The organism is Roseateles amylovorans (genome assembly GCF_025398155.2).
Lineage (GTDB): Bacteria > Pseudomonadota > Gammaproteobacteria > Burkholderiales > Burkholderiaceae_C > Roseateles > Roseateles amylovorans.
The window spans coordinates 353,040-368,980 of the sequence record NZ_CP104562.2 but is presented as its reverse complement, the minus strand read 5'-3'; the positions used below and the strand labels follow the sequence as shown (position 1 = coordinate 368,980).

The 15,941-nt window shown below is 68.4% G+C and carries 15 protein-coding genes; 8 read left to right on the top strand and 7 right to left on the bottom strand.

Annotated elements, in window-relative coordinates:
* Positions 1-155: 155 nt before the first annotated feature.
* A complete protein-coding gene (locus N4261_RS01625) occupies positions 156-566 on the top strand; it encodes a PaaI family thioesterase (protein ID WP_261758498.1) in 411 nt (136 codons plus the stop codon).
* A 143-nt stretch (positions 567-709) separates the two neighbouring features.
* On the opposite strand, the gene N4261_RS01620 is transcribed toward N4261_RS01625, so the two are convergent.
* Positions 710-1,984, bottom strand: coding sequence for a glutamate carboxypeptidase (locus N4261_RS01620; RefSeq protein ID WP_435532096.1), 1,275 nt, complete (start codon positions 1,982-1,984; stop codon positions 710-712).
* Between the two features lie 382 nt (positions 1,985-2,366).
* On the opposite strand from N4261_RS01620, the gene N4261_RS01615 reads away from it, so the two are divergent.
* Positions 2,367-2,690 (top strand): putative quinol monooxygenase, encoded by a 324-nt coding sequence (locus N4261_RS01615; protein ID WP_261758496.1) that lies wholly within the window; start codon positions 2,367-2,369, stop codon positions 2,688-2,690.
* 65 nt (positions 2,691-2,755) lie between these two features.
* Here the strand turns inward: N4261_RS01615 and N4261_RS01610 are convergent, their stop codons facing one another.
* From N4261_RS01610 to N4261_RS01600, 3 genes are all read right to left on the bottom strand, one after another.
* On the bottom strand, positions 2,756-3,904 hold the full coding sequence (locus tag N4261_RS01610) for a DUF2332 domain-containing protein (protein ID WP_261758495.1): 1,149 nt from the start codon (positions 3,902-3,904) through the stop codon (positions 2,756-2,758).
* A 117-nt stretch (positions 3,905-4,021) separates the two neighbouring features.
* Positions 4,022-4,510, bottom strand: a complete 489-nt coding sequence (locus tag N4261_RS01605; protein ID WP_261758494.1) for a glutathione peroxidase — start codon at positions 4,508-4,510, stop codon at positions 4,022-4,024.
* A 142-nt stretch (positions 4,511-4,652) separates the two neighbouring features.
* Positions 4,653-5,513, bottom strand: a complete 861-nt coding sequence (locus tag N4261_RS01600) for a DMT family transporter (RefSeq protein WP_261758493.1) — start codon at positions 5,511-5,513, stop codon at positions 4,653-4,655.
* A 682-nt stretch (positions 5,514-6,195) separates the two neighbouring features.
* Here N4261_RS01600 and N4261_RS01595 point away from each other — a divergent pair.
* A complete protein-coding gene (locus N4261_RS01595; protein ID WP_261758492.1) occupies positions 6,196-7,134 on the top strand; it encodes a hypothetical protein in 939 nt (312 codons plus the stop codon).
* Between the two features lie 142 nt (positions 7,135-7,276).
* Here N4261_RS01595 and lplT read toward each other — a convergent pair whose 3' ends face one another.
* Positions 7,277-8,554, bottom strand: a complete 1,278-nt coding sequence (lplT, locus tag N4261_RS01590) for a lysophospholipid transporter LplT (protein WP_261758491.1) — start codon at positions 8,552-8,554, stop codon at positions 7,277-7,279.
* A gap of 249 nt (positions 8,555-8,803) precedes the next feature.
* Between lplT and alr the strand changes: the two genes are divergently transcribed.
* The 3 genes from alr (at position 8,804) to N4261_RS01575 (ending at position 11,480) form a co-directional block, all read left to right on the top strand.
* The gene (gene alr, locus N4261_RS01585; protein ID WP_261758490.1) at positions 8,804-9,907 is read left to right on the top strand and encodes an alanine racemase; all 1,104 of its coding nucleotides are present in this window, start codon (positions 8,804-8,806) and stop codon (positions 9,905-9,907) included.
* A 68-nt stretch (positions 9,908-9,975) separates the two neighbouring features.
* Entirely contained in the window at positions 9,976-10,383 is a 408-nt protein-coding gene (gene arfB / locus N4261_RS01580; protein ID WP_261758489.1) for an alternative ribosome rescue aminoacyl-tRNA hydrolase ArfB, read from the top strand.
* 323 nt (positions 10,384-10,706) lie between these two features.
* Positions 10,707-11,480, top strand: a complete 774-nt coding sequence (locus N4261_RS01575; RefSeq protein WP_261758488.1) for a hypothetical protein — start codon at positions 10,707-10,709, stop codon at positions 11,478-11,480.
* A 97-nt stretch (positions 11,481-11,577) separates the two neighbouring features.
* Here the strand turns inward: N4261_RS01575 and N4261_RS01570 are convergent, their stop codons facing one another.
* Positions 11,578-12,459, bottom strand: coding sequence for a DMT family transporter (locus N4261_RS01570; RefSeq protein ID WP_261758487.1), 882 nt, complete (start codon positions 12,457-12,459; stop codon positions 11,578-11,580).
* A 221-nt stretch (positions 12,460-12,680) separates the two neighbouring features.
* The gene (locus tag N4261_RS01565) at positions 12,681-13,310 is read right to left on the bottom strand and encodes a LysE family transporter (RefSeq protein ID WP_261758486.1); all 630 of its coding nucleotides are present in this window, start codon (positions 13,308-13,310) and stop codon (positions 12,681-12,683) included.
* Between the two features lie 253 nt (positions 13,311-13,563).
* On the opposite strand from N4261_RS01565, the gene N4261_RS01560 reads away from it, so the two are divergent.
* Positions 13,564-14,448 (top strand): hypothetical protein, encoded by an 885-nt coding sequence (locus N4261_RS01560; RefSeq protein ID WP_261758485.1) that lies wholly within the window; start codon positions 13,564-13,566, stop codon positions 14,446-14,448.
* 23 nt (positions 14,449-14,471) lie between these two features.
* Positions 14,472-15,833 (top strand): DNA repair protein RadA, encoded by a 1,362-nt coding sequence (radA, locus tag N4261_RS01555; protein WP_261758484.1) that lies wholly within the window; start codon positions 14,472-14,474, stop codon positions 15,831-15,833.
* Positions 15,834-15,941: the final 108 nt, after the last annotated feature.

Sequence of the window (15,941 nt, the reverse complement as noted above, 5' to 3'; positions counted from 1 at the left end):
ACGGCATCGGGCTCGCAGGGCACGGTCGCTCCACCAGATCGACCGCCGCTGCGCCATCGGCCGTCTTTCCCTGCACGTCCACGAGACATCCACAAGAGGTCCACCGGACGTCCACGAGACACATCGCCTCATCGAGAGAGGATCCAGAGGATTTCATGCTGAGCAACGACGAATTCAACGCACGCGGCGCCGCCTGCCTGCCCGGCCACATGGGCATCGAGATCGTGGAGGTGACCAAGGGCCAGGTCTTCGCACGGCTGCCGGTGCGCCAGGCCGTGATGGCACCCAACGGCTTCCTGCATGCCGGCAGCGTGGTCACCTTGGCCGATACCTGCTGCGGCTACGGCTGCATCGCCAGCCTGCCCGACGGCGCGCAGAACTTCACCACCGTCGAGCTGAAATCCAACCACCTGGGCACCGCCCGCGACGGCGTCATCGAATGCCGCGCCACCGCCGTCCATCTGGGTCGCACCACCCAGGTCTGGGACGCGGTGGTGACCCACAACGGCAAGACGATCGCGCTGTTCCGCTGCACCCAGATGGTCCTGTACCCGAAAGCGGCCTGAGCGGGGCGCAAGCCCTGTGGCGGTCCGCCCTCCCGGTGCGACCGGATGCCGATGCGGGCATCGGCACTGGGGTAGGTCTTGGCACCGGTCCGGGGTAGGTCTTGGCGCAGGCCTGGGGTCAGGTCCTGCCGCGGTCCTTGCCGTCAGGGCTTCGCGGCCGCCGGCAAGGCCTGCCCACTGCCGATCGCCATGACCAGCCGGGTGGCCAGCACCAGCTTGGGCGCGATCGCGTCCACCTGAACGTATTCCGCGTTGTTGCTGTGCGCGCCGTAGCCGCGCACGCCCAGCCCCTCGATCACCGGGGCCTGGGTGGCCAAGGCGGCAAAGGCCGCATCGGTGCCGCCGCCGGTGGGCACATCCCGGACCTGCAGGTCCAGCTTCTGCTGGGCCGCCAGCGCCTGGGCCTGGGTGGCCAGCGCCCGAGCGGCGTCGCTCGCCTGCAGCGGCGGACGCCGACGCTCGAAGTTCAAGGACACCTCGGACTCGGGCAGCAGCTTGTTCTGGATGCGCTTGCGCAGCTCGGCCTCGATGCCCTCAAAGTCCGACACCCGGTCTACCCGCACATCGGCCGAGGCCTCGGCCAGCGCCGGAATCACATTGCGCACCGTGCCGGATTTCGACACCGTCCAATGCAGCTGTTTGCCGACCTTGGGATCGGACAGATCTCGCGCCTGCAGCACCTGGTGCGACAGCTCGTACAGCGCGTTGACGCCCTTCTCCGGCGCAGCGCCCGCATGAGAGGCTCGGCCCTTGACCGTGAGATTCGCGGCGGCAATGCCGCTGGTGGCCAGGCGCAGGGTGTCGGGACCGGCCGGACCGCCGCCGCCCTCGAAGGACAGCACCGCATCGTGCTCGGCGCCCAGCGCGGTGATCGTGTGGCGCGAGGCGGGTGAGCTGATCTCCTCGTCGCCGTTGATCAGCACGGTGATTTCGCCGTAGTCGCGGAAATCGACCGCCTTCAGCAGCGCCAGCAGATGCAGGATCATCGCCACACCCTGCTTGTCGTCGGCGATGCCCAGGCCGTAGGCCCGTGTGCCTTCGATGCGGAAGGGTTGCTGCGCCAGCATGCCGCGGGGATAGACGGTGTCCATGTGCGCAATCAGCATCACCCGGCGACCGCCGCGGCCCTGGAAGCGCGCCTTGACCATCGGACCGATCTTCTCCGGCGTGTCGAACATCCGGTACACCTCGGCGCCGGGTTCAAGCAGCTCGACCTGACCGCCAAGCTCGCGCAGCCGCTGCGCCACCACCGCCGCGATGCGGTCCAGGCCCTCCCGGTCGGCACTGCCGGATTCGATCTCCACCAGCTGCTGCAAGGTCTTGAGCAGCGCCGGCTGCTCGCGGGCGGCCAGCGCCTGCCATTCCGGCAGGGTCTGTGCACCTACTGGCGCCAGGCTGGTCGCCGCCGCCATCGCCATGACCAGGCCGACTGGGCGCAATGCCTGGCGTGCAATCAACGGCTTCAGCACATGGAACGCACGGATCGCGTGGATCGGGTGCCACGGTTTCGGCGCTGCGCTCCGACGTCGTTTGGGCAGCAGCATCGTCGGACGGTTCATGGTCTTCAGGGCGCGCCGCAGGGCGCTCAAGCAAAGGAGGGGATGATCCTATCGACGAACCCGCTCATCGTCTGCGCTTGAAAGAGTTTCCGGCGTGCCGGGGTGTTTCGGACCGTCCGATCTGCCTAGCATCGGCGGCTCGATGTCGCTGCCGCCCGGGAGCACGTCGACGGTTCACCGCCGTCCGCGACCTTCCCGATCCTCCGGACGGCCCCTTTTGCCCTGCTTGAAAGCCACGGATATGAACACCCGGATCCCCGCCGCACCGCCTGCCACCGCCCTCACCATGATCGCCGTCCTGATCGCCCGCCCCGGCCAGCGCGACGCGCTGCGCCAAGCCCTGACCGCGCTGATCGAACCCACCCACGCCGAGCCCGGCTGCCTGGACTACCGCCTGTTCGAACTCGCGGACGAACCCGGCACCTTCTACATGCGCGAGTCGTTCGCGGACCAGGCGGCCCTCGATACGCACTTCGCCACGCCGCATTTCCAGAGCTTCGCGGCCCGGATCGACACCCTGATGGTCGAGCCGCCCCGGCTGGTGAAGTTGACGCCCGTCGGCTGACGGCCGGTTCACACGGCGGACGGCCGCGCGGTCCGATCAAGCCCGCGTCGCCCAGCCCGCTGATGTCAGGCCGCGGGACGGTCCAGCCACTCGATCCACCGCCCATGCGGATGCGACCAGGCCAACGCCTCGGTGCGCAGCCCGGCCGGAGATCGCCATTGCAGGGTCCACAAGGTCGCGCTGTGGGGCGATTCGCCCGGCGGGCTGGCCGGCACGTCGGACAGGGGCGCGAGCTTGCCCATCTCCCCACTGATCCAGGCCAGGCCGCGCGCGCGGACCAGCCGTTCGATGCGATCCAGGTGGCGGCGCCAGCCCTCCGGATCGAAATAGGCCAGCACCCAGACATTGAAGAGCACGGGTTGCACGCCCGACGGCAAGGTATCGAGCCAGCGCTCCAGCACCGTCAAGCCGTCGTCGCTGCGCACCAGCGGCGCCGGATAGCGCCGTGCCAGTGCCAGCGCCCCGTCCAGCCGGGCGCGGCGGGCCGCGTCCCCGGGCCAGAGGCAAGCACGCAGCCACCGGGTGGCCGCCTCGTCCGCGGGATCGATCGGAAACAGATCGACGCCATGGCGATGCGAGACCGTCCACGCCCGCGGTCCCGGTAGAGACTGCGGCGGCGCACCGCGCCATTCGCTGCGAATCACCGGTGGCGCCACGTCGCCGCTGGCATCGCCCTCCACCGGCGCGATCCCGTCGTCATAGGCGTAGCGGTCCACCCCCAGGTTCAGGCCGGCGCTGCAGCCGAAGTCGAACAAGGCCAGCGCACTCGGCGCCTCCGGGCGGCCACCCAGCCGAACGGCCAGAGCCTGCAGCGCCGGTCGCAGGACCGCGCAGCGCCCGATCTCATTGGTTTGCGTGGTGCGGGTGCGCAGCAGCGTGAGCAGCGCGCTCGATTCGCGACCGACGAAATCCTTCAACAGCGCCGGCAACTCGGCATCCGGCGCACGGGTGCCGCCGACACTGGCGTAATACGCCGCCAGCGGATGGGCCGTGCCCGCCAGCACCCGGTCATGCAAGGCAGCCAGCAGCAGCACCGGCAGGTGCTGAGTTGCCGGTGCCTCGGCCAGCAAAGCGGTCAGCGCGACGTCGGACGCAATGGCTGTGGCCAGCGCCACGTAGAGCGGATCGTCCCGGCCGTCAATCTCGGCAAAACGGGTGAATCGGTGGGCGAGCGCCTTCAGCAGCGTCTCGCGATCGACAGCGTCAACGGCCATGGGGAGATCCAGGTCTGCAACCGAGGATGCAGTCGTCCGGCAGACCGACGGAACGACCTGCGAGCCCATGGCACGCCGCAGCGGCGCTCCACCGGCTTGATCACGCCCGGCGGTGGCTCAGGCGGCCAGTGCGGCTTCGATGTCGGACCGGATGGAGGCCGGCGAGTCGTTGGGGGCGTAACGGCGGATCACCTGACCATCCCGGCCCACCAGGAATTTGGTGAAGTTCCATTTGATCGCCTGGGTGCCGAGGATGCCGGGCTTCTCGCCCTTGAGCCACTTCCACAGCGGATGGGCCTCGGCGCCGTTGACCTTGGTCTTGCCCATCATCGGGAAGCTGACGCCGTAATTCAGTTGGCAAAAGGACGCGATCTCTTCATTCGAGCCCGGATCCTGGCCGCCGAATTCATTGCTGGGAAAGCCGACGATCATCAGCCCGCGGGCCTGGAAATCACGCCAAAGCTCTTCCAGCCCCTTGAACTGCGGGGTGAATCCACATTCGCTGGCCGTGTTCACCACCAGCAGCACACGCCCCCGGTACTGCGACAGCGAGACCGGCTCGCCACTGATGCTCACTGCATCGAAGTCGAAAGCTGTCTGGCTCATGAGGCTCCTCCATTGAGATGTCGGCGCATCCTAGCGCGACGGCAGGTTCCGCCGTGGGAACCCATCGCGTCAATGTGTCACAACGCACGACCCGGCACCGGGCCGCCGGCGCCCGCCCGGCGGGTCGCGGAGGCCATGGGGCTCAACCGCGCCGCCGCTCCATGGCCGCCAGCATGGCCGCGGCCACGATCGCCAGACCGCCGATGGCGGTCTTCAGGTCCAGCGAACCGCCGCCCAGCCAAAGCGCCGAGAGCGCCGCAACCGGCACTTCGGTCAGCATCACCACCGCCGTGACATTGGCCGGCAGGCGGGCGGCACCGTATTGCAGGGACAGATTGGAGGCGAAGAACAGCAACGCCATCCCCACCAGCGGGATCAACCAGATCGGCGCCGGCAGCGACGGCCAGGCCACCAGCCCACGCCCGACCATGACCAGGGCCGAGGCGCCCGCCACCAGGACGCCGCCGGTGAACATCGCCAGGGCCCGCGCGCCGGGGCTGCGGGCCGCCTCCCGGCGCAGCATGACGTTGTTGAAAGCAAAGGTCAGCCCGCCCAACAGTCCCAGACCGTCCGCCAGGGAGGACGGCAGCGGCCAACCGCCGTCGGCGGGCGCCAGCACCGCCAGCGCCCCGCCCAGCGCCAGCAGGATGCGCAGGCCGGCCAGGGCCGTCAGCGGCTCGCCCAGGATCAGCCGCGCCAGCAGCACCGCCCAAAGGGGCATGAGATAGAACAGCAGCACCACCCGGACGACATCCCCGGTGGCCACGCCCCAATTGAAGGCGGTATTGGTGGTCCCGGCCGCGAGCAGCACCAGCCACAGACCGGGCGATCGCAGCATTTCCCTGGCCGCGCCCCGCTGACTGGCAAGCACAACCACCCAAGAGAGCGTATACAGGATGACCGTGGTCCACAGCGGATGCAGACCGGCCGCCTCGAACTGACGGAACGGCCACCAGGAAAGCCCCCACACCAGGGCATTGAACATCAGACAGACAACGGGCATGGGCAGGCAGGGCGAGGGACGAGGGACAGCGGACGACGAAAAACGAACAAGCCCTCCCGGCAGACAACCGCCGCGAGGGCGTCGACAGGCCGGGTCTGGCCAGGCGATCACCGACAACTGATCACAACAGGCGGCAGCGCGCGCCGGTGGCGAACGGAAAGCCCACGGCGCCCCGACGTCTTGGCCACTCGATGCGGATGGCAACGCGAACCGATGTCAGGCGGAGGGCGCACGGACGGCAGAGCGCAGAAAACAAGGCGCAGCGCACAGACGGCCGACGACCATCGGCAGACGGCTTCGGCCCATGCGTCATGCCACTTCAAGCGGCGACACGACGACCGGGCAGAACCGTTCGTGCGCGGTGGGCTCCGCGCAACAATCCGATCGCAGGGCGGACGCTTGATTTAGTGAGGCATTCGGGTGTCAAAGGCTTGGAAGTCTCTTGAAACCCGCTCAACAATGGCGGGGGTTTATAGCATGGCGCAAGGCCTGACCCTGCCCTTCAATCAGGGCGCCGGGGGGGAGCGCGGCATCACGCCCAACGGCCGTTGCGGTGTGATGCAGAGATTCCCTGGCCTGCCCGCTGATCGTCGGATATCGTTGCCGTACATCGACATCGCACATCGCCTGACCTCGGTCAGGCCGGCCGGACCTCCGTCCGTCCGTAACTAGGGAGCATCTCTTGGATCACCTGGCCTGTTTCGCCCCGGAAGATTTGCGGTCCGCCCAGGCGCCCGACCTGCAGGCCTATCACTGGCGCCTGCTGGCCCAAGGCGACTCCTGGTTCTCCACCGCCCAGGCCAAGCTCAGCGCGCATGCCAACCTGCTTCAGGAACTGGTGCTGTCCAAGCCCGCCGCAGCGGTCAACTGCGCCGGCCAGAGCGAAAGCCTGGCCCGGCTGGTGGAACTGGAATCCGCGCCCGACTTCGTCGAGCTGCTCACCGGCCCGAACGCCCCGGTCTGGGACGGCGTGCTGCTGTCCGTGGGCGGCAATGACCTGATCAAGGCCGCCCAGACCCCCGGTCAGATCGACGGCGAGGACGTCCCGCTGCACCTGCGCCTGCTGCGCCGGCAGACCGAATGGGGTCCGCCCTCCGCCGGCGTCGGCCGTTACTTCTCCGAACCCGGCTGGGCCACCTACGCCGAATACCTGAAGGCCAACCTGCGGCATCTGCTCACCTTGCGTGACCAGGGTCCGTCGGCACGCAAGCCGGTCTTCATGCACTGCTATGCCGTGCCGGTGCCCCGTCCGGCCGGCGCCGAGGATGCAGGCCATGGCCCGTGGCTCTACCCGGCCTTGAAGGCCTATGCGATTCCGGCCGCCGACTGGGCCGCCGTCAGCCGGCTGATGGTGATGCATCTGGCCCAGTTCCTGAAGTCGCTGATGGCCGACAAGGAACAGTTCCCCGGCCTGTTCGTGTTCGATTCCACCGCCGTCCCGCTCGCACCGGCGGCCGCCGGCGCCAGCGGCATCAGCGGCGACTGGCACAACGAAATCCATCTCAACCACAGCGGCTGCTTCAAGATCGGTCGGGCCTGGTCCGAGCACATCGAACGGGTGCTGACCACCGGCGGGTTGTTCGTGGACTCCCCGACCAAAGGCCGCGAGCGCCGTCGCTGAAACACACCGGCGCGAAGGCGCGCCAGACCGGGTGAGTCCTCGCCCGCGCCCTCGCCCACACCACAACGCACAACGGCCCCCTCGGGGGCCGTTGTTTCATTCCGGCGGGATGTCTCGCCGAGGCGCCGGGGCGCCGGATCGGTCAGTGCTTGTCGCTGCGCGCGATCGACAGCAACCGATCCAGCTCCTCGCGATGGTCCCGCAGGTTGTGCTTGTGCCAGCGTCCGATCACCCACATGGTCGCGGCGATCAGCAGGCCGAAGATGGTGATCGAGCCGAAGGCGGAGGTGCCGAAGCGGGTCAGCATCGTGTACAGCGCGCCCAGGCCCAGGATGCAGGCCTGTTCGTTGAAGTTCTGCACGGCGATCGACCGGCCGGCCCCCATCAGGTTGTGCCCGCGATGCTGCAGCAGCGCATTCATCGGCACCACCAGGTAACCGCCGACACCGCCCAGCAGGATCAGGAACGGCACCGCCAGCCACAGCTCGTGGATGAAGTTCAGCACCAGCATCAGCAGGCCCATCGCAATGCCCAGCGGGATGACATCGGTGGCGCGATCCAGTCGCACCGTCATCGAGGCCACCACCGCGCCGACGGCGGTCCCGATCGCCACCACGCCGGCCAGCGCCGATGCCTGGGTCGTGCCGTAGCCCAGCGCCGCAGCGGCCCAGGCGAACACGATGTAGCGCATGTTGCCGGAGACCCCCCAGAACAGCGTGGTCATGCCCAGCGAGATCTGGCCCAGCTTGTCGTTCCACAGCCGGGAATTGCAGGAAGCAAACTCACGCACCAGGTCCACCGCGTTGTGGGCGATCGGCTGCAGCGGCGAATCAGTACGGGGAATGCGCAGATTGAACAGCGCGGCAATGAAATAGAGCACCACCATGAAGGCGATGGCGGCCTCCGGCGCGGTGTCGATGCCGGTGTCGATGAACGGCATGTCGACGCTCAGCAGCACCGCCGAGGCCCGATCGCCCAGCAGTTGCCCGCCGAACACCGCGCCCAGGATGATGGAGGCGATGGTCAGGCCCTCGATCCAGCCATTGGCCTTCACCAGTTGAGACGGCGGCAGCAGCTCGGTCAGGATGCCGTACTTGGCCGGTGAATAGGCGGCTGCACCCAGCCCGACAATGGCATAGGCGATCAAGGGATGCACCCCCAGCAACATGCTCAGACATCCCACCACCTTGATGGTGTTGGAGATGAACATGACTTTGCCTTTGGGCACCGCATCGGCAAAGGCGCCGACAAACGGCGCCAGCACCACGTAAAACAACGCGAACATGGGCACCAACGCCGCTCGCTGCCATTCGGCAGAGCCGTTGGTGCGCAGCATTTCCACGGCGGCCACGAACAACGCGTTATCAGCCAGCGAGCTGAAGAACTGCGCTGACATGATGGTGTAGAAGCCTTTTTTCATGGACCCAACAAACCTGGAACTGCGATGAATGCGCTGCGGGGTCCACTCGGGTCGGCAGCGCTGCGGCGGGTTTATAGCACGCGCATGTTTTCGTAACAGACCTTCTCGGGACAGTACGGCTGTGCTAGTTGATCCCACATTCTCGGGTGGAATCACCCGCCGACACCCCGCGTCGGACCCGGAAGATTACGCCGACCTCGGAATTCCTGTGTGGTCTTGCGCAAAACGCTGAAGGCACAATATCGGCCCATGCCCCGACCGATCGAAGCGCTCATCCACCAGCCCGCGCTGGCTCACAACATTCGCCGCGCACGCGCCTGCGCCCCCGACGCGCAGGTGTTCGCCATCGTCAAGGCCAATGCCTACGGCCATGGCATCGAAAACAGCTTCGAGGCCCTGCGCAGCGCCGACGGCTTCGCCCTGCTCGATCTGGACGAGGCCCAGCGCCTGCGCAACCTGGGCTGGCGCGGCCCGATCCTGCTGCTGGAAGGCTGCTTCGAAACCCGCGATCTGGAGCTGTGCTCCCGCCTGAAGCTCTGGCATGCGGTGCATCACGAACAGCAGATCGACTGGCTGGCGATGCACAAGACCCATGAGCCGCACCGCGTCTTTCTCAAGCTCAACAGCGGCATGAACCGCCTGGGCTTCACGCCCAGCGCCTTCCGCGCCGCCTGGACCCGGCTGAACGCCTTGCCGCAGGTCGACGAGATCTCGCTGATGACGCACTTCTCCGATGCCGACGGCCCGCGCGGCATCGCCCGCCAACTGGCCGTGTTCCAGGAAGCCACCGCCGACCTGCCGGGCGAGCGCTCGCTGAGCAACAGCGCCGCGGTGCTGCGGCATGCGGCGGACGCGTCGGTGCGGGCGGACTGGGTGCGCGCCGGCATCATGAGCTACGGCGGGGCGCCGGACTACCCCGAGCACGACATCGCCCACTGGGACCTGAAACCCACGATGACGCTGCGCTCCAAGGTGCTGGCGGTGCAGCATCTGCATGCCGGCGACAGCGTGGGCTATGGCAGCACCTTCATCGCCGACCGAGACATGCGCATCGGCACCGTCGCCTGCGGTTATGCGGACGGCTATCCCCGCCACGCCGGCCACGGCACCCCCGCACTGGTGGGCGGCCAGCGGACCACCACCGTCGGCCGGGTGTCGATGGACATGCTCGCCGTCGACCTGACCGGCCTGCCGCAGGAAGGTGTCGGCAGCGAAGTCACGCTCTGGGGCCAGGGCCCGCACGGCGGCGTGCTGCCGATCGACGAGGTCGCCCGCGCGGCCGGCACCATCGGCTATGAACTGATGTGCGCCGTCACCCGACGGGTGCCGGTGCATGTCGAGACGCTGGGCTGAGCGCTCGCGTCCGCCTCCTGCCCGGTTGCCCTCGCCCCCCGCTCGCCCACCCCACCGGACATCGCCCCATGCAACTGCACTGGTCGCCCGCGGACTGGGAAGTGGAGATCAGCGCGATCCGCGCCAGCGGCCCCGGGGGACAGAACGTCAACAAGGTCAGCAGCGCGGTGCATCTGCGCTTTGACATCCGGCGCTCGACCCTGCCCACGGTGATCAAGGAGCGCCTGCTGGCGCTCTCCGACCAGCGCATCACCGCCGAAGGCGTGATCGTCATCAAGGCCCAGGAGTCGCGCAGCCAGGAGCAGAACCGGGCCGACGCGATCGAGCGGCTGATCGCCCTGGCGCAGAGCGTGGCCCACACGCCCAAGGTCCGGCGCCCCACCCAGCCGACGCGCGGCTCCCAGCAACGCCGCCTCGCCGGCAAGAGCCTGCGGGGCGACATCAAGGCCGGCCGCGGCAAAGTGCGGGACGTGTAGCCGGCGGCTGGCCGTCCGCTCGCCCTCCCGCCCACGCGCCTGCGCAACCACGCACCGCCCCTCGACGGCGCTCGCCAACCGCCCTTGCGCACGGCCCCTGCCGGCGGCCAATGTGGCGTGAACACCGAATTCGCGCCCCCCTCGCTTGAAGGGTGACGGGGCCATCCAAGCGCCCGTTCGGTGTCGTCATTCGTGAGAAGTTTCACGCCGCGCGGGGACTGCCGGCGAGGGTGCAAGGTCTGGACACAAGACTGACAACCGGTGAACGCGTCCTGCGCGACCCGTTGCGCTACTGTGCGGCGGCAATCGAGGAAGAAGTAACGATGTTCAAGGCGATCCGCATCCTGATCCTGCTCGTGATTCTCGCGACCGTCGCGGGCACGGCGCTGTACAACCGTTGGCAATCGCAGTCCTGGCACCGGACGCAGGTGGTGATGCTCTATCCGATCAATGCGGCCGGCGACGGCGCGACCGAGGACTATCTCCAGCGCCTGGATGCGAAGGCCTTCGCCGATCTGGAGCCCTACTTCCGCCAGCAGGCGGCGCGCTATCACCTCGGCTTGGATCAACCGATCCGCGTCGTGCTGGGCGGTCGGGTGCAGGCGACGCCGCCGGCGGTGCCGCGCGACCGGGGCGTGGCGAGCGCCATCTTCTGGAGCCTGCGGATGCGCTGGTGGGCCTGGCGCCAGACGCCGCCCAGTTCACCGATCCCGGATGTGAAGCTCTTCCTGATGTATCACCCGCCGAACTACAGCGGCCCGCTGCCGCATTCCATCGGATTGGAGAAGGGCCGGCTGGGCCTGGTGCATCTCTTCGCCAGCAAGGCGCAGCAAGGGCCCAACCAGGTCGTCATCGCCCATGAGACGCTGCACACCTTCGGCGCCAGCGACAAGTACGACCCGTACACCCTGCAGCCGATCGCACCGGACGGCTATGCCGATCCCTATCAATCGCCGCTGTTGCCGCAGGACCGGGCGGAACTGATGGCCGGTCGGGTGCCGACCAAGCCTGCAGCTTCGCGCATCCCGAACGGGATGAAGGAGACGGTCATCGGCTCGATGACGGCGAGCGAGATCGGCTGGTCGAAGAGCCGCTAGACCGTCCCGGGCCGAGCGGACCGCGATCCCGCGCCGAGACGGGGAATGACGCCGCGGCGTTCAGCGGGTGCGGCTGCGGTCATCCGGTCGGCGGCGCTCAGCGCTGGCGCGTCGCCGTGTAGATGCTGCCCAGACAAAGCGCCATGCCGGCGAGCGACAGCGCGGTGGGCCGCCACCCTTCCAGCAGGGCCGAAATGCCCAGCGCGATGACCGGAATCACCACGCCGGTCAGCGCCGCGCGCGCGGTGCCCTGGCGTTGCGCCAGCTTGAAGTACAGGACAAACGCCACGACCGAGCCGAACACCGACAGGTAGAGCAGGCTGGCGATGTAGCTGGGTTGCCAGGCGAAATGCAGCCCCTGGCCGGTGACCACCGACATGAGCAGCAGGAAAACGGCGCCATAGCCCATGCTCCACGCCAGCACCGGCACCAGCGCCAGGCCGCGACGGGTCAGGGTGAGCGTCAGCACATTGCCGATGCAGGCGGCCAGCACCGCAGCCAGGCCCAGCAGCAGGCCGTAGGCCGCCGTCGGGCGGGCGCCGGTGGCGGCGATCTCCGGCCAGAAGATCATCACCACGCCGACCACCCCGCCGGCGGACGCGCCCAGGAAGCGCGCCGAGACCCGCTGTCCGAAGAACACCCGACCCGACAACGCATTGCCGAACACCATCAGGCAGAACAGCACCGCCACCAGCCCGGTCGGGATGTGGCGCTCCGCCTCATAGACCGAGAAATAGTTGCCGCTGTACTGGACGATGCCGGTGGCCAGCATCAGTCCGTGGGCAGACCCGGGCAGCTTCAGCGACGCCCCCTGCCACCGCGCCAGCCCCGCCAACATCAGCGCGGCCAGGGCGAAGCGCCAGCCGACCGAGTTCAACACCGGCACACCGGACGCGAGCTGGTACAGGATCACATGCCAGGTGCTGGCCCAGATCAGCGTCGGGCCCCAGAACAACCAGCGGTCGGAAACGTTGGACATCATCAGGACGTGAGTCCCATCCGGGCTCACGAGAAAGAGGTGAAGGAACACGAAGGCCGCCCTGAGGCGGCCTCATCGGCAATCGGTTCGAGGCGGGTGGGGGCGACCGACTGTGTTGACCATCGCCCCGCGGTCATCACGCGGCAGTCATGTCTCGACGGTCGTCACCCGGCTGCCCCGACCCGGCCGCCATTCCCGGCAACCCTGTTCGACGGGGGGCGTCAGACGCTGCGCTTGAAGGTCGCGAGCAAGGCGCCGGCCGCCACGAACAGCGAACCGAACACCCGGTTGAGCGCCTTGAGATGGGCCTCCGACCGCAGCGCCGACAGCACCCGTGCCGCCAGGGCGGTGTAACCCGCCATGACCACCGCGTCGGTGAACGCCAGCGTGGCGGCGATCACGCCGTACTGCGGTGCCAGGCCGTGATGCAGGTCCAGGAACTGCGGCACCACCGCCAGCAGGAACACCGTGCCCTTGGGATTGACGGCGTTGATGCCCCAGCCGCGCAGCACCAGTTGCCACCGGGTCACCTGCACGCCGTCGGCCTGCTGGGCCACCAGCGGCTTGCCGGGCGCCCGCCATTGCTGGATGCCCAGATAGACCAGGTAGGCCACGCCGGCCCACTTGACCACCAGATAGGCCTGTTCGGAGGCGGCGATCACCGCGCCCAGACCGGCACCCACCAGCACGATCTGGGTCAGGATGCCCAGGATCAGGCCGAAGGTCGTGAAGTAGCCGCGCTTGAAGCCGTGATTCAGTCCGGCGCTCATGGCCGCAATGGCGCCCGCGCCCGGGGACAGGCTGATGGCCCAGGAGGCCGCGAAAAACCCCAGCCAGACTGAAAACTCCATGATTCGACTCCTTCAGGACTCGGCGTTGTAGCACGCAGCCCCCCGCCCAACGAAGGTCAGGGTTGGCGCTCGGGACGATTCGTTGCAATCGGATGCGGCGACACCACAGACGGGCGATCCGTGAACGATGTCACGCGGCCGACATCGAGCCGACCGCATCGCCCGCCCGACGAGAACGAATCGATCCTTCCGATGGGGGAAGTGGGGGGAAAGGGCCGCCGTGACGGGCGCCGGTCCTCTATGCTGCGGCCCCATGAATCGCCCGCATGCCGCCTCTGCCAGCTCGAAATCCTCCCGACCGATGTCGCGGCTGATGCGCGAGCGCTGGCGGCGCGAGTCGATCGACGGGGTCCGCCAGCGGCTGCGCAAGATGCATTGGCTGCGGCTGCATGTCTTCCTGATCGGCTTGATTTGGCTCGCCGCGTTGATGGTGGGCGGCGCCTGCCTGCGCGCGATCGGCATCGAGTCCCTCGCCTGGCGATATGCGGTGCTGCTGCCGGCCGGCTACCTGGTCTATCTGGCGGTGCTGCGCCTGTGGGCCGGCACGCTGCTGCGTCGGGATGCCGATCCGTCCGGGGATGCGCTGGACGCCGTGGATGTGGCGGACTTCATGGCCAGCAGCGCCTCGCACGCCGGTCGCCCGGGCCGCGCCGTGCCGTTCCAGTCGGGCGGCGGGGGCGACTTCGGCGGCGGGGGCGCCAGCGGTGACTTCTCGGGTGGGCCGGCACTGGCCGATGGGGTGAGTCTTTCGGACGTCGCGGAAACCGCCGAGGTCACCGGCAAAACCCTCGGCGCGGCCGGCGATGCGCTGGGCTCGATGGACGAAGGCGCCGTCGTGGCGGTGCCGTTGCTGGTGATCGTCGGCATCGCCATGGCCTTGAGTGCGGGCGTGTTCGCGCTGTTCGGGGTCGAAGTGTTGCTGGCGGTGGCGGTAGAAGTCGCACTGGCCGGCGTGGCGGGTGGCATGGCCTGGCGGCGCCTGAGCGAAGAAGGCTGGTGGCGCTGCGCGATCCGTCACACCTGGGCCGGTGCGCTCGGGCTGTTCGTGGTCGGTGTGCTGTTGGGCGCGGCCATTGACCACTGGATTCCGGCGGCCGACTCCCTGCCCCACGCCTGGCATCTGATCCGGATCAAGTAGCCTGGCGGCGACAATCGCGCCCCATGGCCTCCCCGAAAACCCATTACGTCTGTTCCGAATGCGGCGCCACCAGCGCCAAGTGGCTGGGGCGCTGCCCGTCCTGCAGCGCCTGGAACACGCTCAGCGAGACCGTGGCCGAGACCGCGTCCGCCGGCAAGAACCGCTATCAGGCGCTGGCGAAAAGCCAGCCGGTGGCCACGCTGTCCGAGATCGAGGCCCGGGACGTGGACCGCACACCGACCTCGCTGGAAGAGCTGGACCGGGTGCTGGGCGGCGGCATCGTCAACGGCGGCGTGGTGCTGATTGGCGGCGATCCGGGCATCGGCAAGTCCACGCTGCTGCTGCAGGCGGTGGACGCGCTCTCCCGCCAGATGAAGGTGCTGTATGTCACCGGCGAGGAATCCGGCGCCCAGGTCGCGATGCGCGCGCGCCGGCTGAGCCTGGACGGCAGCCAGGTGCGGGTGCTGGCCGAGATCGGTCTGGAAAAGATCCTGGCCACCATCGAGGTCGAGCAACCCCGCTTCTGCGTCATCGACTCGATCCAGACCCTCTACTCCGAGCAGCTCAGCTCCGCGCCGGGCTCGGTGGCCCAGGTGCGCGAATGCGCGGCGCAACTGACCCGCACCGCCAAGGCCACCGGTTGCGCCATCGTGCTGGTGGGCCATGTGACCAAGGAAGGCACCTTGGCCGGGCCGCGGGTGCTGGAGCACATCGTCGACACGGTGCTGTATTTCGAGGGGGACACCCACAGCAGCTACCGGCTGGTTCGCGCGATCAAGAACCGCTTCGGTGCGGTCAACGAAATCGGCGTCTTCGCCATGACCGAGAAGGGGCTCAAGGGCGTCACCAACCCCAGCGCGATCTTCCTCTCGACCCACAGCGAACCAGTGCCCGGCTCCTGTGTGCTGGTGACATTGGAAGGCACGCGACCGCTGTTGGTGGAGTTGCAGGCCCTGGTGGACAGCGGCGGTCCCAGTCCGCGCCGGCTGTCGGTGGGCCTGGACCGCGACCGGCTGGCGATGCTGCTCGCGGTGCTGCACCGCCATGCGGGGGTGGCGACGATGGATCAGGATGTCTTCGTCAACGCCGTCGGGGGTGTTCGCATCAGCGAACCGGCCGCCGACCTGGCGGTGCTGTTGGCCATCCAGAGTTCGCTGCGTGGCAAGCCGCTGCCCAAGGGCTTCATCGCCTTTGGCGAAGTCGGCCTGGCGGGCGAGGTGCGGCCCGCACCGCGCGGCCAGGAGCGGCTGAAAGAAGCCGCCAAGCTCGGCTTCTCGGTGGCGGTGGTGCCCCAGGCCAATGCACCCAAGAAGCCGATTCCGGGACTGACGGTGCATGCGGTGGCGCGGATCGAGGATGCGATCGAGGTCCTCCGCGGTCTGTGAGGGTGCTGGGCTTGGACGGCCTGTCGGGGATGGCGGGCTCGCGGCGGCGCTCACTGACAGCGGCGTGCTGGCCGTCCGTCGATCCCATCGATCCCGTCAATCGGTGGC

Bases quoted from the DNA above. Each gene is read 5' to 3' on its own strand.
- N4261_RS01625 (WP_261758498.1), top strand. From the start codon at position 156: ATGCTGAGCAACGACGAATTCAACGCACGCGGCGCCGCCTGCCTGCCC.
- N4261_RS01620 (WP_435532096.1), bottom strand. From the start codon at position 1,984: ATGGCGATGGCGGCGGCGACCAGCCTGGCGCCAGTAGGTGCACAGACC.
- N4261_RS01615 (WP_261758496.1), top strand. From the start codon at position 2,367: ATGAACACCCGGATCCCCGCCGCACCGCCTGCCACCGCCCTCACCATG.
- N4261_RS01610 (WP_261758495.1), bottom strand. From the start codon at position 3,904: ATGGCCGTTGACGCTGTCGATCGCGAGACGCTGCTGAAGGCGCTCGCC.
- N4261_RS01605 (WP_261758494.1), bottom strand. From the start codon at position 4,510: ATGAGCCAGACAGCTTTCGACTTCGATGCAGTGAGCATCAGTGGCGAG.
- N4261_RS01600 (WP_261758493.1), bottom strand. From the start codon at position 5,513: ATGCCCGTTGTCTGTCTGATGTTCAATGCCCTGGTGTGGGGGCTTTCC.
- lplT (WP_261758491.1), bottom strand. From the start codon at position 8,554: ATGAAAAAAGGCTTCTACACCATCATGTCAGCGCAGTTCTTCAGCTCG.
- alr (WP_261758490.1), top strand. From the start codon at position 8,804: ATGCCCCGACCGATCGAAGCGCTCATCCACCAGCCCGCGCTGGCTCAC.
- arfB (WP_261758489.1), top strand. From the start codon at position 9,976: ATGCAACTGCACTGGTCGCCCGCGGACTGGGAAGTGGAGATCAGCGCG.
- N4261_RS01575 (WP_261758488.1), top strand. From the start codon at position 10,707: ATGTTCAAGGCGATCCGCATCCTGATCCTGCTCGTGATTCTCGCGACC.
- N4261_RS01570 (WP_261758487.1), bottom strand. From the start codon at position 12,459: ATGTCCAACGTTTCCGACCGCTGGTTGTTCTGGGGCCCGACGCTGATC.
- N4261_RS01565 (WP_261758486.1), bottom strand. From the start codon at position 13,310: ATGGAGTTTTCAGTCTGGCTGGGGTTTTTCGCGGCCTCCTGGGCCATC.
- N4261_RS01560 (WP_261758485.1), top strand. From the start codon at position 13,564: ATGAATCGCCCGCATGCCGCCTCTGCCAGCTCGAAATCCTCCCGACCG.
- radA (WP_261758484.1), top strand. From the start codon at position 14,472: ATGGCCTCCCCGAAAACCCATTACGTCTGTTCCGAATGCGGCGCCACC.